Source organism: Bradyrhizobium sp. 61, assembly GCF_023073075.1.
In the GTDB taxonomy this organism is placed as follows: Bacteria; Pseudomonadota; Alphaproteobacteria; order Rhizobiales; family Xanthobacteraceae; genus Bradyrhizobium; species Bradyrhizobium barranii.
On the sequence record NZ_JADPIU010000082.1, the window covers coordinates 456,999 to 483,755 of the forward strand.

General features: G+C 64.6%; 23 protein-coding genes. 18 read left to right on the plus strand and 5 right to left on the minus strand.

What is annotated here, in order from left to right:
• Positions 1 to 53: 53 nt before the first annotated feature.
• From zapE to IVB46_RS33140, 11 genes are all read left to right on the plus strand, one after another.
• Positions 54 to 1,238 (plus strand): cell division protein ZapE, encoded by a 1,185-nt coding sequence (gene zapE, locus IVB46_RS33090; RefSeq protein WP_166053392.1) that lies wholly within the window; start codon positions 54 to 56, stop codon positions 1,236 to 1,238.
• 263 nt (positions 1,239 to 1,501) lie between these two features.
• Positions 1,502 to 2,470 carry a malate dehydrogenase gene (gene mdh, locus IVB46_RS33095; protein WP_063980412.1) on the plus strand — a complete coding sequence of 323 codons (969 nt, stop codon included), beginning with the start codon at positions 1,502 to 1,504 and terminating at the stop codon, positions 2,468 to 2,470.
• A gap of 205 nt (positions 2,471 to 2,675) precedes the next feature.
• Positions 2,676 to 3,872 (plus strand): ADP-forming succinate--CoA ligase subunit beta, encoded by a 1,197-nt coding sequence (sucC, locus tag IVB46_RS33100; protein ID WP_135215827.1) that lies wholly within the window; start codon positions 2,676 to 2,678, stop codon positions 3,870 to 3,872.
• A 4-nt stretch (positions 3,873 to 3,876) separates the two neighbouring features.
• Positions 3,877 to 4,356, plus strand: coding sequence for a DUF1579 family protein (locus tag IVB46_RS33105; protein ID WP_166053462.1), 480 nt, complete (start codon positions 3,877 to 3,879; stop codon positions 4,354 to 4,356).
• Between the two features lie 33 nt (positions 4,357 to 4,389).
• A complete protein-coding gene (gene sucD, locus IVB46_RS33110; RefSeq protein WP_025575976.1) occupies positions 4,390 to 5,274 on the plus strand; it encodes a succinate--CoA ligase subunit alpha in 885 nt (294 codons plus the stop codon).
• 137 nt (positions 5,275 to 5,411) lie between these two features.
• Positions 5,412 to 8,381: a 2-oxoglutarate dehydrogenase E1 component gene (locus tag IVB46_RS33115; RefSeq protein ID WP_247306796.1), complete on the plus strand. Its 2,970-nt coding sequence runs from the start codon at positions 5,412 to 5,414 to the stop codon at positions 8,379 to 8,381.
• 177 nt (positions 8,382 to 8,558) lie between these two features.
• Positions 8,559 to 9,803, plus strand: coding sequence for a 2-oxoglutarate dehydrogenase complex dihydrolipoyllysine-residue succinyltransferase (gene odhB / locus IVB46_RS33120; RefSeq protein WP_014490618.1), 1,245 nt, complete (start codon positions 8,559 to 8,561; stop codon positions 9,801 to 9,803).
• A gap of 11 nt (positions 9,804 to 9,814) precedes the next feature.
• On the plus strand, positions 9,815 to 10,048 hold the full coding sequence (locus tag IVB46_RS33125; RefSeq protein ID WP_247306798.1) for a hypothetical protein: 234 nt from the start codon (positions 9,815 to 9,817) through the stop codon (positions 10,046 to 10,048).
• 25 nt (positions 10,049 to 10,073) lie between these two features.
• The gene (locus IVB46_RS33130; protein ID WP_063985995.1) at positions 10,074 to 10,823 is read left to right on the plus strand and encodes an SDR family oxidoreductase; all 750 of its coding nucleotides are present in this window, start codon (positions 10,074 to 10,076) and stop codon (positions 10,821 to 10,823) included.
• A gap of 57 nt (positions 10,824 to 10,880) precedes the next feature.
• Positions 10,881 to 12,281 (plus strand): dihydrolipoyl dehydrogenase, encoded by a 1,401-nt coding sequence (gene lpdA, locus IVB46_RS33135; RefSeq protein ID WP_247306799.1) that lies wholly within the window; start codon positions 10,881 to 10,883, stop codon positions 12,279 to 12,281.
• 35 nt (positions 12,282 to 12,316) lie between these two features.
• Positions 12,317 to 12,847: a hypothetical protein gene (locus IVB46_RS33140; protein WP_166346747.1), complete on the plus strand. Its 531-nt coding sequence runs from the start codon at positions 12,317 to 12,319 to the stop codon at positions 12,845 to 12,847.
• 250 nt (positions 12,848 to 13,097) lie between these two features.
• Here the strand turns inward: IVB46_RS33140 and IVB46_RS33145 are convergent, their stop codons facing one another.
• Together IVB46_RS33145 and IVB46_RS33150 are read right to left on the minus strand one after the other, a co-directional pair.
• Positions 13,098 to 13,685, minus strand: a complete 588-nt coding sequence (locus tag IVB46_RS33145) for a DUF4337 domain-containing protein (RefSeq protein WP_063980418.1) — start codon at positions 13,683 to 13,685, stop codon at positions 13,098 to 13,100.
• An 88-nt stretch (positions 13,686 to 13,773) separates the two neighbouring features.
• Positions 13,774 to 14,739, minus strand: coding sequence for a tyrosine recombinase XerC (locus tag IVB46_RS33150; RefSeq protein WP_166346744.1), 966 nt, complete (start codon positions 14,737 to 14,739; stop codon positions 13,774 to 13,776).
• 123 nt (positions 14,740 to 14,862) lie between these two features.
• Here IVB46_RS33150 and IVB46_RS33155 point away from each other — a divergent pair, with 123 nt between their 5' ends.
• A complete protein-coding gene (locus IVB46_RS33155; protein ID WP_247306802.1) occupies positions 14,863 to 17,073 on the plus strand; it encodes a primosomal protein N' in 2,211 nt (736 codons plus the stop codon).
• A 389-nt stretch (positions 17,074 to 17,462) separates the two neighbouring features.
• Here IVB46_RS33155 and IVB46_RS33160 read toward each other — a convergent pair whose 3' ends face one another.
• Complete coding sequence (locus IVB46_RS33160) at positions 17,463 to 17,972, minus strand: septal ring lytic transglycosylase RlpA family protein (protein WP_028150468.1); 510 nt, start codon at positions 17,970 to 17,972, stop codon at positions 17,463 to 17,465.
• Positions 17,973 to 18,607: 635 nt separating this feature from the next.
• Between IVB46_RS33160 and IVB46_RS33165 the strand changes: the two genes are divergently transcribed.
• From IVB46_RS33165 to IVB46_RS33190, 6 genes are all read left to right on the plus strand, one after another.
• Positions 18,608 to 19,168, plus strand: a complete 561-nt coding sequence (locus IVB46_RS33165) for a F0F1 ATP synthase subunit delta (protein ID WP_247306817.1) — start codon at positions 18,608 to 18,610, stop codon at positions 19,166 to 19,168.
• Positions 19,168 to 20,697 carry a F0F1 ATP synthase subunit alpha gene (gene atpA, locus IVB46_RS33170; RefSeq protein ID WP_166346738.1) on the plus strand — a complete coding sequence of 510 codons (1,530 nt, stop codon included), beginning with the start codon at positions 19,168 to 19,170 and terminating at the stop codon, positions 20,695 to 20,697. Before IVB46_RS33165 ends, atpA begins: the two co-directional genes overlap by 1 nt.
• A 141-nt stretch (positions 20,698 to 20,838) precedes the next feature.
• A complete protein-coding gene (locus IVB46_RS33175) occupies positions 20,839 to 21,714 on the plus strand; it encodes a F0F1 ATP synthase subunit gamma (protein ID WP_063980423.1) in 876 nt (291 codons plus the stop codon).
• Positions 21,715 to 21,768: 54 nt separating this feature from the next.
• Positions 21,769 to 23,211: a F0F1 ATP synthase subunit beta gene (gene atpD / locus IVB46_RS33180; protein WP_063980424.1), complete on the plus strand. Its 1,443-nt coding sequence runs from the start codon at positions 21,769 to 21,771 to the stop codon at positions 23,209 to 23,211.
• A gap of 96 nt (positions 23,212 to 23,307) precedes the next feature.
• The gene (locus IVB46_RS33185) at positions 23,308 to 23,715 is read left to right on the plus strand and encodes a F0F1 ATP synthase subunit epsilon (protein ID WP_247306819.1); all 408 of its coding nucleotides are present in this window, start codon (positions 23,308 to 23,310) and stop codon (positions 23,713 to 23,715) included.
• 149 nt (positions 23,716 to 23,864) lie between these two features.
• The gene (locus IVB46_RS33190; protein ID WP_247306821.1) at positions 23,865 to 25,547 is read left to right on the plus strand and encodes an adenylate/guanylate cyclase domain-containing protein; all 1,683 of its coding nucleotides are present in this window, start codon (positions 23,865 to 23,867) and stop codon (positions 25,545 to 25,547) included.
• Positions 25,548 to 25,683: 136 nt separating this feature from the next.
• Here IVB46_RS33190 and IVB46_RS33195 read toward each other — a convergent pair whose 3' ends face one another.
• On the minus strand, positions 25,684 to 26,184 hold the full coding sequence (locus IVB46_RS33195; protein ID WP_063985996.1) for an RNA pyrophosphohydrolase: 501 nt from the start codon (positions 26,182 to 26,184) through the stop codon (positions 25,684 to 25,686).
• Positions 26,185 to 26,247: 63 nt separating this feature from the next.
• Complete coding sequence (locus IVB46_RS33200) at positions 26,248 to 26,751, minus strand: RNA pyrophosphohydrolase (RefSeq protein ID WP_063980427.1); 504 nt, start codon at positions 26,749 to 26,751, stop codon at positions 26,248 to 26,250.
• Between the last annotated feature and the right edge of the window lie 6 nt (positions 26,752 to 26,757).

Consider the following 26,757-nt stretch of genomic DNA (forward strand, 5'->3'; position numbering starts at 1 on the left):
CGCCCACCAATTCACGGCTTGCAATTTCCGCGCATCTCTGGCGGTAAAGAGCTATGCTCTCCACTCCCAGTTCCTCATTCCGCGAGGCATACCAGGCCCAGATCGCGTCCGGCGCGATCGAGCCCGATGCTGCGCAGGCCGAAATCGCCGAAGCCTATGCGGCGCTCGATCAGCGGCTCGCGAATTACAAGCCGCAGCGCAAGCAGGGCCTGCTCAGTCGTTTGTTCAGCGGCGACAAGGACGAGGCGCCGCGCGGGCTCTACGTCCATGGCGAGGTCGGCCGCGGCAAGACCATGCTGATGGATCTGTTCTTCCAGCACAGTACCGTCGAGCACAAGCGCCGCGCGCATTTCCACGAGTTCATGGCGGAAGCGCATGAGCGCATCTACGATTATCGCCAGGGCATCTCGCGCGGCGAGATCGCCGATGGCGACGTCATCACGCTGACCGCGAACGCGATCTTCGAGGAAAGCTGGCTGCTTTGCTTCGACGAATTCCACGTCACCGACATCGCGGACGCGATGATCCTCGGCCGCCTGTTCGCAAAGCTGTTCGAGCTCGGCACCGTGGTGGTCGCGACCTCCAACGTCGCGCCCGACGATCTCTACAAGGGCGGCCTGAACCGTTCGCTGTTCCTGCCCTTCATCAAGCAGATCACCGACCACATGGACGTGCTGCGGCTCGATGCGCGCACGGATTTCCGCCTGGAAAAGCTTCAGGGCGTGCCGATGTGGCTGACGCCGGCCGACGGCGACGCCGGCGCGGCCCTCGACCGCGCCTGGTCGAAAATGACCGGCGGCGCCAAATGCAAGTCGCGCGATATTTCGTTCAAGGGCCGCATCCTGCACGTGCCGTGCTCGGCCCATGGCGTGGCGCGGTTCGGATTTGCGGATCTCTGCGAAAAACCGCTCGGCGCGTCCGACTACCTCCGCCTCGCGCACGACTATCACACCATCCTGGTCGACCATATTCCAGTGATGGATTTTTCCCAGCGCAACGCCGCCAAGCGTTTCATCACGCTGATCGATACGCTCTATGACAATGCCGTGAAGCTGATGGCCTCGGCCGATGCCAATCCGATCTCGCTCTACCTCGCCCACGAGGGCAACGAGGCCATGGAGTTCAAGCGGACGGCCTCGCGCCTGATCGAGATGAGCTCGGAATCCTATTTGGCGCTGCCTCACGGCCGCAAGGATTCCACCGCCAGCGGCTCCACCAAGGGCCTGGTGGAGACTTAAGTCCTATTTGCCAGCGCTGTCATTCCGGGGCGTCGCGAAGCGACGAGCCCGGAATCGATACTCCCGCTGGTGTTATGGATTCTCAGATGCGCAATTGCGCATCGTAGCTCGCGACTTTCGTCGCGCCCCGGAATGACAGGGATGCGCTTCAATGTTCGCCAAGCCCGACAATTGGGCATCCACCGACTTGAACGGGGGGAGCGAAAGGGATAACCACCCGTCTCAGTTTTCCCCTCCTTAACGTGTCTAAAGGACAGGTTCACATGGCGCGCGACAAGATTGCTTTGATTGGCTCCGGTCAGATCGGCGGAACGCTGGCTCATCTCATCGGCCTGAAAGAACTGGGCGACGTGGTGATGTTCGACATCGCCGAGGGCGTGCCGCAGGGCAAGGCGCTCGACATCGCCCAGTCCTCGCCGGTCGACGGTTTTGACGCGCACTACACCGGCGCCAATTCGTACGAAGCCCTCGACAACGCCAAAGTCTGCATCGTCACCGCCGGCGTGCCGCGCAAGCCCGGCATGAGCCGCGACGATCTCCTCTCCATCAACCTGAAGGTCATGGAGCAGGTCGGCGCCGGCATCAAGAAATACGCCCCCGACGCCTTCGTCATCTGCATCACCAACCCGCTCGACGCGATGGTGTGGGCGCTGCAGAAGGCTTCGGGCCTGCCGCACAAGAAGGTCGTCGGCATGGCCGGCGTGCTGGATTCCTCGCGCTTCCGTTACTTCCTGGCCGACGAGTTCAACGTCTCGGTCGAGGACGTCACCGCCTTCGTGCTCGGCGGTCATGGCGACACCATGGTGCCGCTGGTGAAGTACTCCACCGTCGCCGGCATTCCGCTGCCCGACCTCGTCAAGATGGGCTGGACCTCGCAGGCGCGCCTCGACGAGATCGTCGACCGCACCCGCAACGGCGGCGCCGAGATCGTCAATCTGCTCAAGACCGGCTCGGCCTTCTACGCGCCTGCTGCTTCCGCGATCGCGATGGCCGAGAGCTATCTGCGGGACAAGAAGCGCGTGCTGGCCAGCGCCGCCTACCTCAACGGCGAATACGGCGTGAAGGACATGTATGTCGGCGTGCCCGTCGTGATCGGCGCCAAGGGTGTCGAGCGCGTTGTCGAGATCGAGCTCACCGGCAAGGACCGCGAGGCGTTCGACAAGTCGGTCGGCGCCGTACAGGGCCTGGTCGATGCCTGCAAGAAGATCGCACCCGATCTTCTCGGCCGCTAAGCGAGAGCAATCCCCGCCGAAGATCGAAAAACCGGTCTTCGGCGGTTTCATTTCCGGGCCCCGCGTCGGGCGGGTTCCGGGTCCGCAGTCCAGAGATCTCGATGTCAAAGAATCCGGGTTGCAGTTCCTGTGGTATATGGTATGCCAGCCACAAGACTGAGGTGGGCCCTAGAGGTCACCGCCCGCGGGTTCAGGGAGCGACCATATGAATATCCATGAATATCAGGCCAAAGCGCTGCTGAACGAGTTCGGCGTCGCGATCTCAAAGGGCGTCCCCGTCCTGAAGCCCGCGGACGCGGAAGCCGCCGCCAAGGCCCTCCCGGGCCCGGTCTGGGTGGTGAAGAGCCAGATCCACGCTGGTGGCCGCGGCAAGGGCAAGTTCAAGGAAGCCTCGGCCGGCGACAAGGGCGGCGTCCGCATCGCCAAGTCGGCCGCTGAGGTCACCGAATTCGCCAAGCAGATGCTGGGCGCGACCCTCGTGACGATCCAGACCGGCCCCGCTGGCAAGCAGGTCAACCGCCTCTACATCGAGGACGGCTCGGACATCGACAAGGAGTTCTATCTCTCGCTCCTGGTCGACCGCGAAACCTCGCGCGTCTCCTTCGTCGTCTCGACCGAAGGCGGCGTCAACATCGAGGACGTCGCGCACAACACCCCTGAGAAGATCGTCACCTTCTCGGTCGATCCCGCGACCGGCATCATGGGCCATCACGGCCGCACCGTTGCGAACGCGCTGAAGCTGTCCGGCGATCTCGCCAAGCAGGCCGAAAAGCTCACCGCGCAGCTCTACACCGCCTTCGTCGCCAAGGACATGTCGATGCTGGAGATCAACCCGCTGGTCGTGACCAAGCAGGGCCAGCTCCGCGTGCTCGACGCCAAGGTGTCGTTCGACGACAACGCGCTGTTCCGTCACCCCGAGGTGCTCGCGCTGCGCGACGAGACCGAGGAAGACGCCAAGGAAATCGAGGCGTCGAAATACGATCTCAACTACGTCACCCTCGACGGCAACATCGGCTGCATGGTCAACGGCGCCGGCCTCGCCATGGCGACGATGGACATCATCAAGCTCTACGGCATGGCGCCGGCGAACTTCCTCGACGTCGGCGGCAGCGCCAGCAAGGAGAAGGTTGCGGCCGCCTTCAAGATCATCACCGCCGATCCCAACGTGAAGGGCATCCTGGTCAACATCTTCGGTGGCATCATGAAGTGCGACGTGATCGCCGAAGGCGTCACGGCCGCCGTGCGCGAGGTCGGCCTCAGCGTGCCGCTGGTGGTCCGCCTCGAAGGCACCAATGTCGAGCTCGGCAAGAAGATCATCCGCGAATCCGGCCTGAACGTGGTGCCGGCCGACAATCTCGACGACGCCGCGCAGAAGATCGTGAAGGCCGTCAAGGGAGGCTGAGGCCATGACCCAGGACCATCTCGCCGCATCATCTCCGCTTGCAGAGCACACGCGCCTCGCCGCGTTCGCCGGCGAATGGAATGGCGAAGAGGTGGTCTTCCCGTCACGCTGGACGGAGGGTGGGCCGGCAACTTCGCATGTCGTCGCGCGCATGGACCTGAACGGATTCTACCTGATCCAGGATGCTGTCCAGATCCGCGACGGCAAGCAGGTCTTCGCCACCCACGGCCTCTTCACCTACGATCGTGAGGACCGGACCTACAAATTGTTCTGGTACGACTCGCTCGGCTATACGCCGCCCTCGCCCGCCTCCGGCGGCTGGGTCGGCAAGACCCTGACGCTGGTGCGCGGCTCGCTCCGCGGCAATGCGCGCCACGTCTACGAAATCATCGACGACGATTCCTACTCGTTGAAGATCCAGTTCTCGCCGGACGCGGAAGGCTGGGCCGATGTGCTCACCGGCATCTACCGCCGCATCCACTGACCTCTCACTCGTTAGTTCGCGAAAGCAGACCTCATGTCCATCCTGATCGACAAGAACACCAAGGTCATCTGCCAGGGCTTTACCGGCAAGAACGGCACCTTCCACTCGGAGGCCGCGCTTGCCTACGGCACCAAGATGGTCGGCGGCACTTCGCCGGGCAAAGGCGGCGCCACCCATCTGGGCCTGCCGGTGTTCGACACGGTGCGCGAGGCGCGTGAGAAGACCGGTGCCGATGCGTCGGTGATCTACGTGCCGCCGCCGGGCGCGGCGGATGCGATCTGCGAAGCCATCGACGCGGAGATCCCGTTGATCGTCTGCATCACCGAAGGCATTCCTGTTATCGACATGGTGCGCGTGAAGCGCTCGCTGGCCGGTTCCAAGTCGCGCCTGATCGGGCCGAACTGCCCGGGCGTCATGACCGCCGGCGAGTGCAAGATCGGCATCATGCCCGCCAACATCTTCAAGACCGGCAGCGTCGGCATCGTCTCCCGTTCCGGCACGCTGACCTATGAAGCCGTGTTCCAGACCTCGCAGGAAGGCCTCGGCCAGACCACCGCGGTCGGCATCGGCGGCGACCCGGTCAAGGGCACCGAGTTCATCGACGTGCTGGAAATGCTGCTCGCCGACCCCAAGACCGAATCGATCATCATGATCGGCGAGATCGGCGGTTCCGCCGAGGAGGACGCCGCCCAGTTCCTCAAGGACGAGGCCAAGCGCGGCCGCAAGAAGCCGATGGTCGGTTTCATTGCTGGCGTCACAGCGCCTCCCGGCCGCCGCATGGGCCATGCCGGTGCGATCATCTCAGGCGGCAAGGGCGACGCCGGTTCCAAGACCGACGCGATGAAATCGGCTGGGATTACAGTGTCTCCGTCTCCCGCCCGCCTCGGTCACACGCTTGCCGAAAAGTTGAAAGGCTAATTCACTTCTTCGTACTTTTCCGGGCGAAGTTTCGTAGCAAATAGGATAAATGGTGCCTGTCGCGCTGGGCCTCTGCCGGGGAGCCCAGCGCCAGCGCCGTTTGTTATGCGCGAACCGAAATCGCCAGGAACTCAAGCATGTCTCGCCAAGACGCGAACGCAGCCTTTGCCCTCTCTTCCTTTTTGCAGGGCACCAACGCCACCTACATCGACGAAATCTACGCCCGCTACGAGAAGGACCCGTCCTCGGTTGACGCCGAGTGGCAGGAGTTCTTCAAGAGCCTCAACGACCAGCCCGGCGATATCAGCAAGAACGCCGAAGGCCCGTCCTGGGAGCGCGCCAACTGGCCGCTGACCCCGCAGGACGACCTCACCTCCGCCCTCGACGGCAACTGGGCCCAGGTCGAGAAGGCGGTCGGTGCCAAGATCGCCGCCAAGGCGCAGGCCCAGGCGGGCAACAAGGGCGCTGATTTCTCGTCCGCCGACGTGCTCCAGGCCACGCGCGACTCGGTCCGCGCGCTGATGCTGATCCGCTCCTACCGCATGCGCGGCCACTTCCACGCCAAGCTCGATCCGCTCGGCATCGAAGCCCCGCGCAACCGCGAAGAGCTCGACCCGCGCACCTACGGCTTCAGCGAAGCCGATTTCGACCGCAAGATCTTCCTCGATCACGTGCTCGGTCTCGAATACGCCACGCTGCGCGAGATCACCGCGATCTGCGAGCGCACCTACTGCCAGACGCTCGGCGTCGAGTTCATGCACATCAGCAACGCCGCGCAGAAGGCGTGGATCCAGGAGCGCATCGAGGGGCCGGACAAGGAAATCTCGTTCACCCGCGAAGGCCGGCGCGCGATCCTGACGAAGCTGGTCGAAGCCGAAGGCTTCGAGAAGTTCTGCGACACCAAGTTCACCGGCACCAAGCGCTTCGGCCTCGACGGCGGTGAATCGCTGATTCCCGCGCTCGAGCAGATCATCAAGCGCGGCGGCAATCTCGGCGTGAAGGAGGTCGTGCTCGGCATGCCGCATCGCGGCCGCCTCAACGTGCTGACCCAGGTGATGGGCAAGGCGCACCGCGCCCTGTTCCATGAATTCAAGGGCGGCTCGGCCAACCCCGATGCGGTCGAAGGCTCCGGCGACGTCAAATATCACCTCGGCGCCTCCTCGGACCGCGAGTTCGACGGCAATCGCATCCATCTGTCGCTGACCGCCAACCCCTCGCATCTCGAGATCGTCGATCCCGTGGTGCTCGGCAAGGTCCGCGCCAAGCAGGACCAGCACGGTGATCCGCCGGACCAGCGCATCTCGGTGATGCCGCTGCTGATGCATGGCGACGCTGCGTTCGCCGGCCAGGGTGTGGTCGCGGAATGCTTCGGCCTGTCTGACCTGAAGGGCTACCGCACCGGCGGCTCCGTGCACTTCATCGTCAACAACCAGATCGGCTTCACCACCTATCCGCGCTACTCGCGCTCCTCGCCCTATCCGTCTGACGTGGCGAAGATGATCGACGCGCCGATCTTCCACGTGAACGGCGACGATCCGGAAGCCGTCGTGTTCGCGGCCAAGGTCGCGACCGAATTCCGGCAGAAATTCCACAAGCCCGTCGTCATCGACATGTTCTGCTACCGCAGGCATGGCCATAACGAAGGCGACGAGCCGGCTTTCACCCAGCCGGTGATGTACAAGAGGATCGCGGCCCATCCGTCGACGCTCGAGCTCTACGCCCGCCGCCTGATCAGCGAAGGCGTGATGACCGAGGGCGAGGTCGACAAGGCCAAGGCCGACTGGCGCGCGCGGCTCGACGCCGAGTTCGAGGCCGGCACCTCCTACAAGCCGAACAAGGCCGACTGGCTCGACGGCAAGTGGTCCGGCTTCAAGATCGCCGATCAGGAAGAGGATGCGCGCCGCGGCGTCACCGGCGTCGACACCGCCGAGCTGAAGGAAATCGGTCGCAAGATCACCAAGGTGCCGGATGGCTTCCGCGTCCACCGCACCATCCAGCGCTTCCTCGACAATCGCGCCAAGGCAATCGACACCGGCGCCGGCATCGATTGGGCGACCGGCGAGGCATTGGCGTTCTGCACGCTGCTCAACGAGAACCATCATGTCCGCCTGTCGGGCCAGGATTCCGAGCGTGGCACCTTCTCGCAGCGCCATTCGGTCCTGATCGACCAGGAAGACGAGAGCCGCTACACGCCATTCAACCATCTCGGCCACGAGCAGGGCCATTACGAGGTCATCAACTCGCTGCTGTCGGAAGAAGCCGTGCTCGGCTTCGAATACGGCTACTCGCTCGCCGAGCCGAACACGCTGACGCTGTGGGAAGCCCAGTTTGGCGATTTCGCCAACGGTGCGCAGGTCGTGTTCGACCAGTTCATCTCCTCGGGCGAGCGCAAATGGCTGCGCATGTCCGGCCTCGTCTGCCTCTTGCCGCACGGCTATGAGGGCCAGGGACCGGAGCACTCCTCGGCCCGTCTGGAGCGTTATCTGCAGATGTGCGCCGAAGACAACATGCAGGTGGTCTACCCGACCACGCCGGCGAACTACTTCCACGTGCTGCGGCGCCAGCTTCATCGCGAGATCCGCAAGCCGCTGATCCTGATGACGCCGAAGTCGCTGCTGCGCCACAAGCGGGCGGTGTCGCGTCTCGAGGAGCTCGCGAAGGGAACGACCTTCCACCGCATCCTCTATGATGACGCCCAGATGCTGCCGAACGAGGCGATCAAGCTCGTCCCCGACGAGAAGGTCCGCCGCATCGTGCTCTGCTCCGGCAAGGTCTATTACGACCTCTACGAGGAGCGCGAGAAGCGCGGCATCGACGACATCTACCTGATGCGCGTCGAGCAGCTTTATCCGGTGCCGCTGAAGGCGCTGGTGGCCGAGCTGTCGCGCTTCAAGAAGGCTGAAGTGGTGTGGTGCCAGGAAGAGCCCCGCAACATGGGTGCCTGGCACTTCATCGAGCCCTATCTGGAATGGGTGCTGAACCAGGTGAACGGTGTGAGCCGGCGTCCGCGTTATGTCGGCCGCGCCGCTTCCGCCGCGACCGCCACTGGTCTGATGTCCAAGCATCAGGCGCAGCTGAAGGCGTTCCTGGACGAAGCACTGAGCTGATCTTTCTGAACTGCGTCATGCCTCGCCCAGTGTGCAATTGCGCACTGGAGCAGGGCATCCAGTACGCCGCGGCGTCCGTGCAGAATACGAACGTCCGGCTTGCTGGATGGCTTGCCTTTCGCGGGCCGTTGACGACCGAATTTTTGACCGCACCGGCGATCCCTTAAGGAAAAGACCATGACTGAAATTCGTGTGCCGACGCTCGGCGAATCCGTCACCGAGGCCACCATCGGCCGCTGGTTCAAGAAGGCCGGCGATCCCGTCGCCGTCGACGAGCCCTTGGTGGAGCTCGAGACCGACAAGGTCACCATCGAAGTCCCGGCGCCCTCCGCCGGCACGCTGAGCGAGATCGTCGCCGCCGATGGCGCGACCGTCGCGGTCGGCGCGTTGCTCGGCCAGATCACCGACGGTGCCGGTGCTGCGAAGCCCGCCGCTGCTCCCGCGAAGCCCGCCGCCGCCGCTCCGGCCGCCGTGGCTGCTGCTCCTGCGCCGGCTCCGGCCGCGAAGGCGCCGCCGGCCGATGCGCCGCTCGCCCCGTCCGTCCGCAAGCTCTCCGCCGAGACCGGCATCGATGCTTCGACCGTTCCGGGCTCCGGCAAGGACGGCCGCGTCACCAAGGGCGACATGCTTGCCGCGATCGAGCGCGCGGCCTCGGCGCCGACCCCGGTCAACCAGCCCGCGGCCGCCGTCCAGGTCCGTGCGCCGTCACCGGCCGATGACGCCGCCCGCGAAGAGCGCGTCAAGATGACCCGCCTGCGCCAGACCATCGCGCGCCGCCTCAAGGACGTGCAGAACACCGCGGCCATGCTCACGACCTTCAACGAGGTCGACATGACCAACGTGATGGCGCTGCGCGCCCACTACAAGGATGCGTTCGAAAAGAAGCACGGCAGCAAGCTCGGCTTCATGGGCTTCTTCACCAAGGCCGTCGTGCAGGCGCTGAAGGACATCCCGGCCGTCAACGCCGAGATCGACGGCACCGATCTGATCTACAAGAACTATTACCACATCGGCGTCGCCGTCGGCACCGACAAGGGTCTGGTCGTGCCCGTCGTGCGCGACTGCGACAACAAGTCGATCGCCGACATCGAGAAGGGTATCGCCGATTTCGGTCGCCGCGCCCGTGACGGCCAGCTCAAGATCGACGAGATGCAGGGCGGCACCTTCACCATCACCAATGGCGGCATCTACGGCTCGCTGATGTCGACCCCGATCCTGAACGCGCCGCAGTCCGGCATCCTCGGCATGCACAAGATCCAGGAGCGGCCGATGGTCGTCGCCGGCAAGATCGAGGTCCGCCCGATGATGTACCTGGCGCTGTCCTACGATCACCGCGTCATCGACGGCAAGGAAGCCGTCACCTTCCTGGTCCGCGTCAAGGAGAGCCTGGAAGATCCGGCGCGCCTGGTGCTGGACCTCTGAGGGAGGCGACGATGGGGGAGCCGTCGCTTGCGCATGCGCTCATCTCCATGGTGCCGTTCCTGCTGACCACCCTTATTTTCTTCTTCTTTGCGATTCCGATCAGTCGCAGGAAGGGTAAGGGGGGCGGCTTCGCGGCCTGGTGCCTGATTCCGTTTCTCACGCCCTTCATTCTGTTCCATTTGGTCAGCCTGACGGATAAGTCCGTGCTGGATCGGTTGGCAGCTCTCGAGGGCAAGACGTCGTAGTGCGCTCCAACTCGTGGGGATTGATGTGACCGATAAAGTCGTTGTCATCACCGGCGGCAGCCGCGGAATCGGGCGGGCGACCGCGATTGCGGCGGCCGCGCGCGGCTTCCGTGTCGTCGTCGGCTACGCCAGCAACAAAACGGCCGCTGACGAGGTGGTTGCCCAGATCGCGGCCAGCAACGGCAAGGCCATCGCGGTGAAATGCGATGTCGCCGAGGAAAGCGACATCATCGAGCTGTTCAAGGCTGCCGACAAGTTCGGCACGCTCGGTGCACTCGTCAACAATGGCGGCATCGTCGGCCAGAGCGGCGTGCGCGTCGACGAGATGTCGGCGGAGCGCATCCGGCGCGTGATGGCGGTCAACGTCACCGGCTCGATCCTCTGCGCGCGCGAAGCGGTGAAGCGGATGTCGACCAAGCACGGCGGCCAGGGCGGCGTCATCGTCAATCTGTCATCGGTCGCTGCCAGACTTGGTGCGCCGAATACCTATGTCGACTATGCCGCGTCCAAGGGCGCGATCGATTCCTTCACCGTCGGTCTCGGCTATGAGGTCGCAGGCGAAGGCATTCGTGTCGCGGGCATCCGCCCCGGCCTGATCGACACCGAAATCCACGCCGCCGGCGGCGAGCCCGACCGCGCCCATCGTCTGGCCCATATGGTGCCGATGAAGCGCGTCGGCACCGCCGACGAAATCGCCAACGCCATCGTCTGGCTGATGTCGGACGAAGCCTCCTACGTCACCTCGGCCATTCTCGATGTGTCCGGCGGACGCTGACACGCCGCGCGGACGCTGACACATCCTCATCACGCTAAACTCACGGGACTTTCTCTCATGGCTACCTACGATCTCGTCGTCATCGGCACCGGACCGGGCGGTTATGTCTGCGCGGTGCGCGCAGCCCAGCTCGGCATGAAAGTCGCCGTGGTCGAAAAGGACGCCACGCTCGGCGGCACCTGCCTGAACGTCGGCTGCATGCCGTCGAAGGCGCTGCTGCACGCGTCCGAAATGTTCGAGGAAGCCGCGCACTCCTTCGCCAAGATGGGCGTTTCTGTTTCCGCGCCGAAGCTCGAATTGCCGGCGATGATGAACTTCAAGCAGCAGGGCATCGACGGCAACGTCAAGGGCGTCGAATTCCTGATGAAGAAGAACAAGATCGACGTGCTCAAGGGCACCGGCAAGATCTTAGGGACAGGCAAGGTCGAAGTGTCCGCCGACGGCAAGACGCAGACGATCGAAACCAAGAACATCGTCATCGCGACCGGCTCCGACATCGCGCGTCTCAAGGGCATCGAGATCGACGAGAAGCGCATCGTATCGTCCACCGGCGCGCTGTCGCTGGACAAGGTCCCCGGCAAGCTCTTGATCGTCGGCGCCGGCGTGATCGGCCTCGAGCTCGGCTCGGTGTGGAAGCGGCTCGGCGCTGAAGTCGTCGTCGTCGAATTCCTCGATCGCATCCTGCCCGGCATGGACGGCGAAATCGCCAAGCAATTCCAGCGCATCCTGGAAAAGCAGGGTTTTGCATTCAAGCTCGGCGCCAAGGTCACGGCTGTCGACACCTCCGGCAAGTCGCTGAAGGCGACCATCGAGCCCGCAGCCGGCGGCGGCGCGGAGACACTGGAAGCCGACGTCGTTCTCGTCTGCATCGGCCGCGTGCCGTACACCGATGGGCTCGGCCTGAAGGAAGCCGGTGTGGTGCTGGACAATCGCGGCCGCGTGCAGATCGATCCGCATTTCGCCACCAGCGTGAAGGGCGTCTATGCCATCGGCGACGTCGTCGCGGGCCCGATGCTCGCGCACAAGGCCGAGGATGAAGGCGTAGCCGTTGCGGAAATCATCGCAGGGCAGGCCGGCCACGTGAACTACGACGTTATCCCAGGTGTCGTGTATACCACGCCGGAAGTGTCCTCCGTCGGCAAGACCGAGGAAGAGCTGAAGCAGGCGGGTCAGGCGTATACCGTCGGGAAGTTTCCCTTTACCGCCAACGGCCGCTCCAAGGTCAACCAGACCACCGACGGCTTCGTGAAGATTCTCGCAGATGCGAAGACCGATCGCGTGCTCGGCGTGCACATTATCGGCCGTGAAGCCGGCGAAATGATCCATGAGGCCTGCGTTCTCATGGAGTTTGGCGGCAGCGCGGAAGATCTCGCCCGCACCTGCCACGCGCATCCGACCCGTTCAGAGGCCATCAAGGAAGCCGCGCTTGCGGTGGGCAAGCGGGCCATCCATATGTAGGCGACGCGCCTAGCGTCGAATCGGGCGGGAAACATATGCTGCGCCGCCTACTTCAACCGGTCTGGGTCCTGCTGGCGATCATCTTCCTGATCGAAGCTTGGCTGTGGGACCATCTCGAGCCGATCGTCGCGCGGGTTGTCGCAGCCATCCCGCTCGCACGTTTCAAGCAATGGTTGACCGAGCGCGTCGACGCGCTGCCGCCGGCTATGACGCTGATCGTGTTCGCGGTGCCGATCATCCCGCTGTTTCCGCTCAAGCTGATGGGCCTGTATCTGCTCACGCATGAATACTGGCTGAGCGGTGTATCCACGTTTCTGTTCGCAAAGCTGCTCGGCGTCGGCGTCACCGCCTTCGTGTTCGACGTGACGCGCGACAAGCTGATGGAGATGCGCTGGTTCGAGCGGCTCTACGATCTCGTGATGAAGCTGCGCGCCAAGGCCGCCGAGCTGGTCGACCCGATCAAGCAGCGCATCCGCGAGCTGATCGCCGGCAACGGCGAAGGCTGGTCCTCCCGTACGCTCCGCCTGATCCAGCGCTTTCGCAAGAGCGTGCACCAGGCGCGGTGAGCTGCCCGCTATAGACTCACTGTCATTGCCGCACACTCGGTGTCATCGCCCGGCTTGACCGGGCGATCCAGTATTCCAGAGACGTCAATCGAATACGGAGGAGCCGCGGCGTACTGGATGCCCCGGTCCCGGCTCCGCCAAGGCTACGCCGGGCCACAAGCTCGCCCGGCCGCCGAAGCTTCAGCGAAGGCGGCAAGCCGGGGCATGACAGCGTCGATGTTGTTGGCCTTATGCGCCCCGCATCAGCCCCTCAATGCAAATGCACCAGATGCGGCCACCACAGGCCGAGCGCGGTCATGAGGAGGCCGGCCAAGGTCAGGACGCCGGCGACATAGGCGAGCGCGATCATGCCGGTGATGATGGTGGCCGAGGCCAGAACGATGCCGATCTGGAAGGCGGCGGAGGCCAGCTCGAAGTGATGATATTTCGCGGTCGCCTCGTCGCGCTCGTGCTCGGCGTGCTTGGCCTTCTCGGCGAGCTGCTCGGTGCCTTCGCCGGTCTCGGGCTCTGAGCGATAGCGCTGCGCGGTCTTGGTCCAGTCGTCGACCTGCTTCTGCACCGCCGGCTTCTGAGCCTCGTCGGCGGCGGCGAGCGTGAGCTTGCCCTGCTCGGATGCGGTCAGCACCACGGTGCGGCGGATGGTCTTGGCCTGGAAGAATGCCCAGAGATTGGCGGACTCGACGTTCTTGCTGATCGATTCGGTCTGGGCGCCCTTGCCGAGCGTCTCGGAGATCGCCAGGAACAGCGCCAGCACGGCGATCAGAAGGGCGATCTTCTTGTTCGAGCCGGACGCGTGCTCGGCGTGCTCGGCATGCTCCATGCTTTCGTGTGCGCTCATGATTCCCTCCAGTCGCGGTTCCCCACGATTGACCGAACCGCGGGCGCCGCGCAAGAGGCACGCGCGCTATGACAGCTTCATGTCAGGTTCATCGTCGCGGATGCGTGCTCGCATAGACTTCGAGCAGCCGCTCCGAATCGATACCGGTGTAGATCTGCGTGGTCGAGAGCGAGGAGTGACCCAGCAGCTCCTGGATTGCGCGCAAATCCCCGCCACGCGAGAGCAGATGCGTGGCGAAGGAGTGTCGCAGCGCATGCGGCGTCGCGCTGTCGGGCAGGCCGAGCGCGCCGCGCAGCCGCTCCATCGCAAGCTGGATGATGCGCGGACTCAAGGGACCGCCGCGCGCGCCGAGGAAGATCGGGCCTTCCGCCGGCAGCGGATAGGGGCACATCGCAACGTATTCCTGCACGAGCGCGAGCACGTTCTGCAGCACCGGCACCATGCGGGTCTTGTTGCCTTTGCCTGTCACAATCAGCACGTCGCCCTCGCCTGGACGCGGCACCTCGCGGCGCTTCAACCCCAACGCTTCGGAGATGCGCAGGCCCGAGCCATACAGCAGCGCCATCACCGCGGCATCGCGGGCCAGAACCCACGTCTCGCGTTCCTCGCCGGCGCGCTCGTCGGCATCGGCGAGACGTTTTGCGGATGCCATCGGCAGCGGCTTCGGCAAAGTCTTGGCCACCTTGGGCGCGCGGATAGCCGAGAGTGCGCCGACCTTGCCCTTGCCTTCGCGTTCCAGGAAACGGCCGAACGAGCGCAGGCCCGCCAGCGCGCGCATCAGCGAGCGGCCGGCAATATCGTCGGCGCGGCGCATCGCCATGAAGGCGCGGATGTCGGTGGCTTCCAGCGCGGCAAAGCGCGCCAGCGTCACGCGCTCGCCCCAATGATTGCAAAGGAAATCCAGGCATTGCCGCAGGTCGCGGCCATAGGCCTCCAGCGTCTTCGGCGACAGCCGCCGCTCGGCGCCGAGATGCGACAGCCAGCGCGTCATCTCCTGCGCGATCGAGGGATCGGCGCTGGCGAGCTCGATTAATGGGGCCGCGGCTTTGCTCATGCGCTCTGGACGTAATGATTCCACTCAGTATATCGCATCACACCCGTTTACTGTTCGCTAAGGCCGCCCCTGGGCGCTAGCCTCAAGGCCCCAAGGTTCCGATTCTCCCTCCAAAGACCTTTGATGGATCATTCGTCGCGCAGCACGACCACCCCCGCCAACGCGACCCGCATGGTCGACGTGCTGGTGCCGGTCGCGCTCGACCAGACCTATTCCTACAAGGTGCCGCGCGGGATGGAGCTGAAGGCGGGCGATCTCGTCGGCGTGCCGCTCGGGCCCCGCGAGGTGCTGGCCGTGGTCTGGGCGGAGAACGCCAATCCCGACCCGCGCCTGCACAACCGGCTCAAGGAGGTCAGCGAAAAGCTCGATCTTCCTCCGCTGAAGCCTGAGCTGCGCTCGGTCGTCGACTGGGTCGCCAATTACACGCTGAGCCCGCGCGGCATGGTGCTGCGGATGTGCCTGCGCATGGGCGAGAATCTCGGCCCGGAGCGGGTGCGCGCCGGTGTGCGCCTGGTCGGCGATCCGCCGCGGCGGCTGACGCCGGCGCGGCAGCGCGTGATCGAGCTGCTGTCGGACCGGCTGCTGCATGGCAAGTCCGAAGCGGCGAAGGAAGCCGGCGTCTCGGCCGGCGTGATCGACGGCCTCGTCGACGAAGGCACGCTCACGGTCGAGCCGATGCCGCCGCCTCCGCCGCCGCCGGCACCCGATCCGGATTTCGGCCAGCCGGATTTTTCACCGCTCCAGCGCGCCGGGGTGGATGCAATGCGCGCGCTCGCCGCCAACGGCACCTTTCACGTTGCGCTGCTCGACGGCGTCACTGGCTCGGGCAAAACCGAGGTCTATTTCGAGGCGATTGCAGAGACCGTCCGCCGCGGCAAGCAGACTCTGATCCTGATGCCGGAGATCGCGCTGACCGGCCAGTTCCTCGACCGCTTCGCGCAGCGTTTTGGCGTGCGGCCGATCGAATGGCACTCCGAGCTGACGCCGCGCACCCGCGCGCGCAATTGGGCCGCGATCTCCGATGGCAGTGCGCCGGTCGTGGTCGGCGCGCGCTCGGCGCTGTTTCTGCCCTACGCCAATCTCGGCCTCATCGTGGTCGATGAAGAGCACGACCAGGCCTACAAGCAGGACGAGGGCGTGCATTATCACGCCCGCGACATGGCGGTGGTCCGCGCGCATATCGCAAAGATCCCGATCGTGCTGGCCTCCGCCACGCCGTCGGTCGAATCCGAGGTCAATGCGCGCAAGAGCCGCTATCAGCGCATCGCGCTGCCCTCGCGCTTCGGCGGCCAGCACATGCCGCATATCGAGGCCATCGACATGCGCCGCGAGCCGGCGGCGCGCGGCCGCTTCATCTCGCCGCGCTTGGCCTCCGAGATCAGAAAAGCGATTGAAAAGCGCGAGCAGGCGCTGCTGTTCCTCAATCGCCGCGGCTATGCGCCGCTGACGCTGTGCCGTGCCTGCGGCCATCGCTTCGCCTGCACCATCTGCGATGCCTGGCTGGTCGATCACCGCTTTCGCCAGCGCCTGGTCTGTCACCATTGCGGCTTCTCGATGCCGCGCCCGCAGACCTGCCCGCATTGCGCGGCGGAGGAATCGCTGGTCGCGGTCGGGCCGGGCGTCGAGCGCTTGCAGGAGGAGGCGGCCGCGCTGTTCCCCGAGGCGCGCACCATGGTGCTGTCGAGCGATCTGATCACCTCGATCGAGACGATGCGCTCCGAGCTTACCGAGATCGCTGAGGGCCGCGTCGACATCATCATCGGCACGCAGCTCGTCGCCAAGGGCCACAACTTTCCGCGGCTCAATCTCGTCGGCGTGGTCGATGCGGATCTGGGCCTGTCCAACGGCGATCCGCGCGCCTCGGAACGCACCTGGCAGTTGCTCAACCAGGTGATCGGCCGCGCCGGGCGCGAGCAGGGCCGCGGCGTCGGCTATCTCCAGACCCACCAGCCCGATCATCCCGTGATGAAGGCGCTGATCGCCTGCGACCGCGAGGCCTTCTACGACAGCGAGATCGATCTGCGCGAGCGCACGCTCTATCCGCCGTTCGGCCGGCTCGCGAGCCTGATCATTTCGGCGGGCGACCGTCCGAGCGCCGAAGGTTTGGGCCGCCGCCTCGTTGCGCTCGCACCGCGCGACGAGCGCGTCGTGGTGCTGGGACCGGCGGAGGCCCCGCTCGCCGTGATCAAGGGCCGCTACCGTTTCCGCATCCTGGTGAAATCGGCGCGCGGTTTCGATCTGTCGGACTATTTGCGCAACTGGCTGGCGGTGTGTCCGAAGCCGAAGGGCAACCAAAAGCTCGAAGTGGACGTCGACCCGCAGAGCTTCTTGTAAGGTTGAGATCCATCCCCGTCATTGCGAGCGCAGCGAAGCAATCCAGAAACCCTCCGCGGAGGCAGTCTGGATTGCTTCGTCGTGGAGCCTGTCATCCGGCCCGCCAAAGGCGGGACCGGGTGGCTCCTCGCAATGACGGAGTAAATGACAAGCGCCTGTAGCCCGGATGGAGCGCAGCGTAATCCGGGACAAGTCGATCCGCCTACAAAGACCCCGGATTTCGCTACGCTCCATCCGGGTTACGGATCATGCCTCGCAATGACGGGGCAAACAAAAAGCCCGCCGTCCCCCAAGACGGCGGGCTTGTTTCGCCCGAACTGGTCTCGCCGCTCACACGTCCGCGGACGATGGCGAGATTTGCGCTTTGTCGGTGAGGCGCTGGTGGCGCCTTAGGAGACGACTTCCGCGGTGACGCGGCCGACGCCGGCGCCGGTGAGGCCGATGGCGCGGGCAGCGCCCGTGGAGAGGTCGAGGACACGGCCGCGAATGAACGGGCCACGGTCATTGATGGTGACGATGACGCTCGAGCCGCCATGGGTGACGCGCAGCTTGGTGCCGAACGGCAGCGAACGGTGCGCTGCGGTCATGGCGTTCTGGTTGAAGCGCTGGCCCGACGCAGTCCGGCTGCCGGACTCGTTGCCATAATAGGAGGCCATGCCGGAGAAGCTGCGGCCCGTGCCCGACGACGGCGTCATCGACGCGTTGGCGTTGCGCCAATCGGAGGTCGTGTTGGCATCGCTCTGGGCGTGGTGGCGGTGATGATGGTGAGAGTACCGGTGGTGATGCCGGGATTTGGCAGAAGCTTCGGTGGCGGTTCCGCCGACGAGGAGAGTGGCGGCAACGAAAGCGATCGCCGTGCGCGGCCGGGGCACGGAGCCCAGCGTCTTCAAAGACAGCATTTAGTGGTCCCTAATCTAGTATTGCCACATATGTGGCAAGTGGAGCCCCCGTAAGTCTGTGAGCGGGATCGCGTTTCGATTCCTAATGAGGCGTGAATTGGGCAGTAAATCCGTTCTGTGTCGTCATGAAATATTCTGTGATTGGCATCAATGTTGCAGCCAATGTTCTGGAATCTTTCGCTTTAACAATTCTTTAACTATTTTATTACTCATTAATACTGTAAAACGGGGTCGTTATACTTCATGTTTAGAATTAGGAAAGTATTCAGGGGAGGCCGCTCGTCACGTCCGACTCACGCCTCAGCGATCCGTGTTCATGGCCGCTATGCGCTGAGGGCAGGAACCAATGGTCGCGATGCCGCCGAGGGGGTGCGTCATTCCGCGACGTGGCAGGCCGCTGTCGCGGCGCCGTCGGCTGCGACGAACTGGCGACAGAACGTCGTGCCTTTAATTTGGCGTCATGTTGCACGTGCGCGCCTGCTATGTTAGCAAAGCCGCGATTTTAACGGACCCGGCACCTCCCGTGTCGGCCGAAAATCGAAGTCCCGCTTGAATTCCAAGGGCTTGGATCGCTTGGCGCCGCTTCCTGGCGACGGTTTTTCCCTTGCGAGTTTGACAGCAAAAAGAGCGCGTCTGTGGCTGCAGAAGATACGTCCGTTTCCGGTGTGTCCGGCCGTTATGCAACGGCCTTGTTTGAACTGGCCCGCGACCAGAATGTGGTCGACGAGGTCAAAGCCGATCTCGACAAATTCGAGGGCTTGCTGAACGAAAGCGCCGATCTGAAGCGCCTCGTCCGCAGCCCTGTGTTCGCAGCCGATACCCAGTCCAGGGCCCTCTCGGCCGTGCTGGACAAGGCGGGCATCGCCGGCATCTCCGCCAATTTCCTGAAGGTCCTGACCGCCAACCGCCGCCTGTTCGCGGTGGTTGACGTCATTCGCGCCTATCGCGCCCTCGTCGCCAGGTTCAAGGGCGAGGTGACGGCCGACGTCACCGTGGCGGAAGCGCTTTCGGACAAGAATCTCGACGCCCTCAAGGTCGCCCTGAAGTCGGTGACCGGCAAGGACGTCGCGCTCAACGTGAATGTCGATCCCTCGATCATCGGTGGCCTCGTCGTCAAGCTCGGCAGCCGCATGATCGATAGTTCGCTTCGCACCAAACTCAATTCGATCAAGCACGCGATGAAAGAGGCAGGCTGATGGACATCCGCGCCGCGGAAATTTCCGCGATCCTGAAGGACCAGATCAAGAATTTCGGCCAGGAAGCTGAAGTCTCCGAAGTCGGACAGGTGCTGTCCGTCGGCGACGGTATTGCCCGCGTCTATGGTCTGGACAACGTCCAGGCCGGCGAAATGGTCGAATTCGAGAACGGCACCCGCGGCATGGCGCTGAACCTCGAAACCGACAACGTCGGTATCGTTATTTTCGGCGCCGACCGCGAGATCAAGGAAGGCCAGACCGTCAAGCGCACCCGCGCCATCGTGGACGCGCCGGTCGGCAAGGGCCTGCTCGGCCGCGTCGTCGACGCGCTCGGCAACCCGATCGACGGCAAGGGCCCGATCGTGGCCGACAAGCGCATGCGCGTCGACGTCAAGGCGCCCGGCATCATTCCGCGCAAGTCGGTGAGCGAGCCGATGGCGACCGGCCTCAAGGCGATCGACGCCCTGATCCCGATCGGCCGTGGCCAGCGCGAGCTGATCATCGGCGACCGTCAGACCGGCAAGACCGCGATCGCGCTCGACACCATCCTGAACCAGAAGCCGCTCAACGCGCAGCCGGACGAGAACATCAAGCTGTATTGCGTCTATGTCGCGATCGGCCAGAAGCGTTCGACCGTCGCCCAGTTCGTGAAGGTGCTGGAAGAGCAGGGCGCGCTGGAATATTCGATCATCGTCGCCGCCACCGCTTCGGATCCGGCTCCGATGCAGTACATCGCGCCGTTCACCGGCTGCACCATGGGCGAGTACTTCCGCGATAACGGCATGCACGCCGTCATCATCTATGACGATCTGTCCAAGCAGGCCGTCGCCTACCGCCAGATGTCGCTGCTGCTGCGCCGCCCGCCGGGCCGCGAAGCCTATCCGGGCGACGTGTTCTATCTGCACTCCCGCCTGCTCGAGCGCGCGGCGAAGCTGAACAAGGACCAGGGCTCGGGCTCGCTGACGGCGCTGCCGGTCATCGAAACCCAGGCCAACGACGTGTCGGCCTACATTCCGACCAACGTCATCTCGATCACCGACGGCCAGATCTTCCTGGAAACCGACCTGTTCTTCCAGGGCATCCGTCCCGCGGTGAACGTCGGTCTGTCGGTGTCGCGCGTCGGTTCGTCCGCGCAGACCAAGGCCACCAAGAAGGTCGCCGGCAAGATCAAGGGCGAGCTCGCGCAGTACCGCGAAATGGCGGCGTTCGCGCAGTTCGGCTCCGATCTCGACGCCTCGACCCAGCGCCTGCTCAACCGCGGTTCGCGCCTGACCGAGCTGCTCAAGCAGCCGCAGTTCGCGCCGCTGAAGATGGAAGAGCAGGTCTGCGTGATCTGGGCCGGCACCAACGGCTATCTCGATCCGCTCCCGCTCAACAAGGTGCGCGCGTTCGAGGACGGTCTGCTGTCGCTGCTGCGCGGCAAGAACGCCGAGATCCTCAACGCGATCCGCGACAGCCGCGATCTCTCCGACGACACCGCCGCCAAGCTGAAGTCGGTGGTCGAAGGCTTCGCGAAGAGCTTCGCGTAAACGCCGTCATGGCCGGGCTTGTCCCGGCCATCCACGTCTAACGGCGTGTGAGGCACCGCGTGGATGCCCGGGGCGAGCCCGGGCATGACGACTGGATAGGTTTGCGATCAGGCCAAAGGGTCGGATCGTCGGGGACGAAGAATGGCGTCACTTAAAGACATGCGCGTCCGCATCGCCTCCACCAAGGCGACGCAGAAGATCACCAAGGCGATGCAGATGGTCGCGGCGTCGAGGTTGCGCCGTGCCCAGCAAGCGGCCGAGGCGGCGCGGCCCTATGCCGACAAGATGAGCGCGGTGATCTCCAACATCGCCAGCGCCGCTGCGGGTTCGCCCGGCGCGCCGGCGCTGCTGGCCGGCACCGGCAGGGACCAGGTCCACCTGCTGCTGGTCTGCACCGGCGAGCGCGGTCTGTCCGGCGCCTTCAACTCCTCGATCGTGCGCCTCGCCCGCGAGCGCGCCCAGGCGCTGATCGCGCAGGGCAAGGAAGTCAAATTCTTCTGTGTCGGCCGCAAGGGCTATGAGCAACTCCGCCGCCTGTTCGACAAGCAGATCGTCGAGCACCTCGACCTGCGTAGCGTTCGTCAGCTCGGCTTCGTCAACGCCGAGGACATCGCCAAGAAGGTGCTGGCCCGTTTCGACAACGGTGAGTTCGACGTCTGCACGCTGTTCTACGCGCAGTTCAAGTCGGTGATCGCCCAGATCCCGACCGCGCAGCAGATCATCCCGCTGGTCGTCGAGGAAAAGGCGGCGAACGCGCCGACGACGTCCTACGATTACGAGCCGGAGGAGGACGAACTGCTGTCCGGCCTGTTGCCGCGCAACATCGCGGTGCAGATCTTCCGCGCGCTGCTGGAAAACAACGCTTCGTTCTATGGCGCGCAGATGAGCTCGATGGACAACGCCACCCGCAATGCCGGCGAAATGATCCGCAAGCAAACCCAGATCTACAACCGAACCCGTCAAGCCCAGATCACCAAGGAGCTGATCGAGATCATCTCCGGCGCCGAGGCGGTCTGACGCACGAACCAAACGACGGTCGTTCAAGTCCAGAATTTCGAAGGAGAGCTATTCATGGCTACAGCAGCTAACCAGGTCGGTCGCGTCACCCAGGTCATGGGCGCCGTCGTCGACGTGCAGTTCGAGGGCCACCTGCCCGCCATTCTCAATTCGCTGGAAACCCGGAACGGCAACATCCGCCTCGTGCTGGAAGTTGCGCAGCATCTCGGTGAGTCCACCGTCCGCACGATCGCGATGGACGTGACCGAAGGTCTGGTGCGCGGCCAGGAAGTGACCGACACCGGCCAGCCGATCGCGGTTCCGGTGGGCGACGGCACGCTCGGCCGCATCATGAACGTGATCGGCGAGCCGATCGACGAAGCCGGCCCGATCAAGTCCGAAGGTCTCCGCGCCATCCACCAGGAAGCGCCGAGCTACACCGACCAGTCGACCGAAGCTGAAATTCTCGTCACCGGCATCAAGGTCGTCGATCTTCTTGCTCCGTATGCGAAGGGCGGCAAGATCGGCCTGTTCGGCGGCGCCGGCGTCGGCAAGACCGTGCTGATTCAGGAGCTGATCAACAACGTCGCGAAGGCGCACGGTGGTTACTCGGTGTTCGCCGGCGTCGGCGAGCGCACCCGCGAAGGCAACGACCTCTATCACGAGTTCATCGAGTCCAAGGTCAACGCCGATCCGCACAATCCGGATCCGAGCGTGAAATCGAAGTGCGCACTGGTGTTCGGCCAGATGAACGAGCCGCCGGGCGCCCGCGCCCGCGTCGGCCTCACCGGTCTCACCGTCGCCGAGCACTTCCGCGACCAGGGCCAGGACGTGCTGTTCTTCGTCGACAACATCTTCCGCTTCACCCAGGCCGGCTCGGAAGTGTCGGCGCTGCTCGGCCGTATTCCTTCGGCGGTGGGTTATCAGCCGACGCTCGCCACCGACATGGGCGCGCTCCAGGAGCGCATCACCACCACGCAGAAGGGCTCGATCACCTCGGTGCAGGCCATCTACGTTCCGGCCGACGACTTGACCGACCCGGCGCCCGCGACCTCGTTCGCGCATCTGGACGCGACCACGGTGTTGAACCGCGCGATCTCGGAAAAGGGCATCTACCCCGCGGTGGACCCGCTCGACTCGACCTCGCGCATGCTCTCGCCGCTCGTCGTCGGCCAAGAGCACTACGACACCGCGCGTCAGGTCCAGCAGGTGCTGCAGCGCTACAAGTCGCTCCAGGACATCATCGCCATTCTCGGCATGGACGAGCTTTCGGAAGAGGACAAGCTGACGGTGGCCCGCGCCCGCAAGATCGAGCGCTTCCTGTCGCAGCCGTTCCACGTCGCCGAAATCTTCACCGGCTCGCCCGGCAAGTTCGTCGACCTCGCGGACACCATCAAGGGCTTCCGCGGCCTCTGCGAAGGCAAGTATGACCACCTGCCGGAAGCCGCCTTCTATATGGTCGGCACCATCGAAGAGGCAGTCGAGAAGGGCAAGAAGCTGGCGGCGGAAGCCGCCTAAGCTGGCGAATAGCGAGTAGGGAGTGGCGAGTAGAATCTATTCGCCATTCGCTGCTCGCCACTCGCGCGTTCGCTACTCACCATTCGCAGGTTTCCAATGGCCACCATCCACTTCGATCTCGTCTCGCCAGAAAAGCTCGCATTCTCGGGCCAGGTCGATCAGGTCGATATCCCCGGCGTCGAGGGTGACTTCGGCGTGCTGGCGGGACATGCGCCGGTCGTGGCTGCGATCCGGCCCGGCATCCTCACCGTGACCACGGGCGGCAGGCACGTGAAGATCATCGTGCTCGGCGGTATCGCCGAAGTCTCCGAGAAGGGCCTCACCGTGCTCGCCGACGTCGCGACGTCGCTCGACGAACTCGACCGTGCCCAGTTCGCCGCGACCATCTCCGAGATGGAAGACGGCCTGAAGGAGCACGAAGGCGGCGAGCTCGATCAGGCCATCGAGCGGCTCGACCACTTCAAGAGCATCCAGCAGCAGCTCAGTAGCACGGCTATGCACTAAGCCCCGGTGCACTGCTCCGGGGCTCAAGCTACAAGTTCCTGAACAGGTTCAGCGCTCGTCACGGAAGTGGCGGGCGCTGAAACTTTGTTGCACCGCGCCGCCGATAGCGGCATTCTGCGCCCGCGAATTTGTTTCGGGGCTGGCAGCAGATGAAACGCAAGATCGCAGCGATTTTCGCGGCCGATATTGCCGGTTACTCAAGACTGGTCGCGGAAGACGAAGAGGAGACGCTGCGGCGTCTCGCCTCCTATCGCGAGGTCATCGACGACTTCATCGCGAAAGCCAACGGACGCATCTTCAACACGGCGGGCGACGCCGTGCTCGCGGAATTTCCGAGCGCGGTCGATGCGGTGCGCTGCGCGATCGACATCCAGGAATCCCTGCGAACCCGCAACATGGCCTATCCGCCGAGCCGGCAGATGTCGTTCCGCATCGGCATCACCATCGGTGACGTGGTCGAGCGCAACGGCGATCTGCTCGGTGACGGCGTCAATATCGCCGCCCGGCTCGAAGGCCTCGCCGAGGTCGGCGGCATCTGCGTCTCCCGCGCCGTGCACGAGCAGGTCGCCAACAAGCTGTCGGTGCAGTTCGCCGACATCGGCGCGCAGGAGGTCAAGAACATCCCGACGCCGGTGCACGCCTACATGGTGGCGATGCGGCGCGAGGACGGCACCTACGCCACACCCAAACTGAAGAAGCCCGCCTCCAAGCTGGCCGCGGCACCCGTCTGGATGTGGCCGCTGGTGGTCGCCGTCGTCTCGGTCGTCGCCATCCTTGTCACCGGCTTCCTCTACAACACCAAGCTCAAGCAGACGGTCACCGCCGCAGTCGCGCCGGCCGCGACGCCAAGTGCTGCAATGCCAAGTGCAGCGCCAGCGGCAGATGCCGTGGCGCCGAGCCCGATGCCGACCCAGATGGCAAAAACGCCGATGGCCCCGATGAGCCCGACGAATGCCGGCGCTGCGATGGCACCGATGCCCGCGCCCTCGCCATCCGCCGCGCCGCTATCAGGCAAGCTGGCCGTCGACAGCGTGCCCTTCATCAACGAGCGCATCCGCAACTATCTGGCAGGCGACTATTCCGCCTCCGGCGACTACAAGGCCTTCGCGCTCAATATCGGCGGCTTCACAGGCGCAGCGTTGAACCAGCAGACCGAGGAAGCTGCGCGCAACATGGCGCTCGAGCAGTGCCAGAAGCGCGCGGATGCCGCGCAATCGCCGCGGCGCTGCGAGCTCTATGCGGTCGGCAACGACGTCGTCTACACGCACGGCAAGCCGCCGATGCCGCCGCAGCCTTGGGTGCGCCACGACGCCATGACCGAGCGGGCCTTCGCGCCGAAGGATTTTCCGATGGTGCGCGACCCGGCAAAGGTCCGGCTCGAGAACATGTTCGTGCCGGCGGCGAAATCCCGCGCGATCGCGCTCGGCCCGGGCGGTCAATATTTCATGGTACTGGGCGCGTCATCCGTCGACGATTCGGCGCGGCGTTCGCTGGAATCGTGCGGCGCCATCGCCGGCATGGCCTGTCTGATCGTCGCGGTCGACGACAATTTCGTCGTGCCGATCCCGACCCTGCTCAGGATCACCGGCTTCTTCCATGCCGCTTCCAACGCCTCGATCGCCACCGACGCGCGGGCCGACGTCGTACGCAAGCTCGCCGATGGCATGGGCTGGAACGCGGTCGCGGTCGGAACCGCGGGCCGGCCGGGCCTCGGCCTGAAGGCGGCGGACGAGCAGACCGCCGTCAACTCCGCGCTCGCCGACTGCGCCAAGCGCGACAGCGATTGCCACGTCATCGCGATCGGCCCGTTCACGGTCGGACCGACGAATTAGAGCTTGCTGGACGTAGGCCGCCACGCCGCTTGTGCCCCGCGGCCGATTCTCTTTGACGCTTCAAAAACTTCGCCACAACCACCGCGCATCGCGCCGGCAATCGCCGGCTACTGTGCATGGGGTTGTTTTCGCGGTTTTAGTTTGCGAAGGGCGCAAACTGCTGCGCGACCGCGCGGTAGACGTCGCGACGGAACGGCACCACGAACTCGGTGACGCGGTCGAGCCGCTCCCAGCGCCAGGCGTCGAACTCCGCAGGCTGTTCGTTGCGCGGCGTCAGCGGATCGATCTCGTCGTCGCGACCGGTGAAGCGCAGCGCGAACCATTTCTGGCGCTGCCCGCGGAACTTCGCCAGCCGGTGCGTCTGCGGCCCGTCGTAGGGAGGGAACTCGTAAGTCAGCCAGTCTGTCTCGCCGAGATAGTCCGCACTCTTGACGCTGGTCTCTTCCCAAAGCTCGCGCAGCGCCGCATCGCGCAGGTTCTCGCCCTCATCGACACCGCCTTGCGGCATCTGCCAGTCGAGGCCCGGCAGGATGATCTCGGGGCCGTCGCCCTTGAAGCGGTGGCCGATCAGCACGCGGCCATCGGCATTGAAGAGGGCGATCCCCACGTTGGGACGGTAGGGTTTTTGATTGGTCACGCGCGCGTCTTTCATCGTCATTCCGGCGATGCATTAGCACCGAACCCGGGATGACGATTTGATTTATTCATCCGCCAGCGCGGAAAATTCCTTCACCACGCGCTCATAGACCGGGCGCTTGAACGGGATGATCAAACCGGTCAGGTTCTTCATCGGCTCCCAGCGCCAGCTCACGAACTCGGCCTTGTGGCCGCCGCCGGGCTTTTCGACATTGATCTCGCTGTCCTTGCCGGTGAACCGGACCGCGAACCATTTCTGGCGCTGGCCGCGATAGCGGCCCTTCCAGGCGCGCCCGGCAACCGTGCGCGGGATGTCGTAGACGAGCCAGTCCGGGACCTCGCCGAGCCGCTCGACCGAGCGCACGCTGGTCTCCTCATAGAGCTCGCGCTTGGCGGCATCCCAGGTGTCCTCACCGGGATCGACGCCGCCCTGCGGCATCTGCCAGACATGGGCGTCGTCGACATGCTCGATGCCACCGGCGCGGCGGCCGATGAACACCAGACCCTTCATGTTGATCAGCATCACACCGACGCAGGTACGGTAGGGCAGATCCTCGTAACGTGCCATTCCGCC

Bases quoted from the DNA above. Each gene is read 5' to 3' on its own strand.
- atpA (WP_166346738.1), top strand. From the start codon at position 19,168: ATGGACATCCGCGCCGCGGAAATTTCCGCGATCCTGAAGGACCAGATC.
- sucD (WP_025575976.1), top strand. From the start codon at position 4,390: ATGTCCATCCTGATCGACAAGAACACCAAGGTCATCTGCCAGGGCTTT.
- odhB (WP_014490618.1), top strand. From the start codon at position 8,559: ATGACTGAAATTCGTGTGCCGACGCTCGGCGAATCCGTCACCGAGGCC.
- IVB46_RS33145 (WP_063980418.1), bottom strand. From the start codon at position 13,685: ATGAGCGCACACGAAAGCATGGAGCATGCCGAGCACGCCGAGCACGCG.
- IVB46_RS33140 (WP_166346747.1), top strand. From the start codon at position 12,317: ATGCTGCGCCGCCTACTTCAACCGGTCTGGGTCCTGCTGGCGATCATC.
- IVB46_RS33125 (WP_247306798.1), top strand. From the start codon at position 9,815: ATGGGGGAGCCGTCGCTTGCGCATGCGCTCATCTCCATGGTGCCGTTC.
- lpdA (WP_247306799.1), top strand. From the start codon at position 10,881: ATGGCTACCTACGATCTCGTCGTCATCGGCACCGGACCGGGCGGTTAT.
- IVB46_RS33160 (WP_028150468.1), bottom strand. From the start codon at position 17,972: ATGCTGTCTTTGAAGACGCTGGGCTCCGTGCCCCGGCCGCGCACGGCG.
- mdh (WP_063980412.1), top strand. From the start codon at position 1,502: ATGGCGCGCGACAAGATTGCTTTGATTGGCTCCGGTCAGATCGGCGGA.
- IVB46_RS33185 (WP_247306819.1), top strand. From the start codon at position 23,308: ATGGCCACCATCCACTTCGATCTCGTCTCGCCAGAAAAGCTCGCATTC.
- IVB46_RS33115 (WP_247306796.1), top strand. From the start codon at position 5,412: ATGTCTCGCCAAGACGCGAACGCAGCCTTTGCCCTCTCTTCCTTTTTG.
- IVB46_RS33150 (WP_166346744.1), bottom strand. From the start codon at position 14,739: ATGAGCAAAGCCGCGGCCCCATTAATCGAGCTCGCCAGCGCCGATCCC.
- sucC (WP_135215827.1), top strand. From the start codon at position 2,676: ATGAATATCCATGAATATCAGGCCAAAGCGCTGCTGAACGAGTTCGGC.
- IVB46_RS33200 (WP_063980427.1), bottom strand. From the start codon at position 26,751: ATGGCACGTTACGAGGATCTGCCCTACCGTACCTGCGTCGGTGTGATG.
- IVB46_RS33105 (WP_166053462.1), top strand. From the start codon at position 3,877: ATGACCCAGGACCATCTCGCCGCATCATCTCCGCTTGCAGAGCACACG.
- atpD (WP_063980424.1), top strand. From the start codon at position 21,769: ATGGCTACAGCAGCTAACCAGGTCGGTCGCGTCACCCAGGTCATGGGC.
- IVB46_RS33190 (WP_247306821.1), top strand. From the start codon at position 23,865: ATGAAACGCAAGATCGCAGCGATTTTCGCGGCCGATATTGCCGGTTAC.
- IVB46_RS33175 (WP_063980423.1), top strand. From the start codon at position 20,839: ATGGCGTCACTTAAAGACATGCGCGTCCGCATCGCCTCCACCAAGGCG.
- zapE (WP_166053392.1), top strand. From the start codon at position 54: ATGCTCTCCACTCCCAGTTCCTCATTCCGCGAGGCATACCAGGCCCAG.
- IVB46_RS33155 (WP_247306802.1), top strand. From the start codon at position 14,863: ATGGATCATTCGTCGCGCAGCACGACCACCCCCGCCAACGCGACCCGC.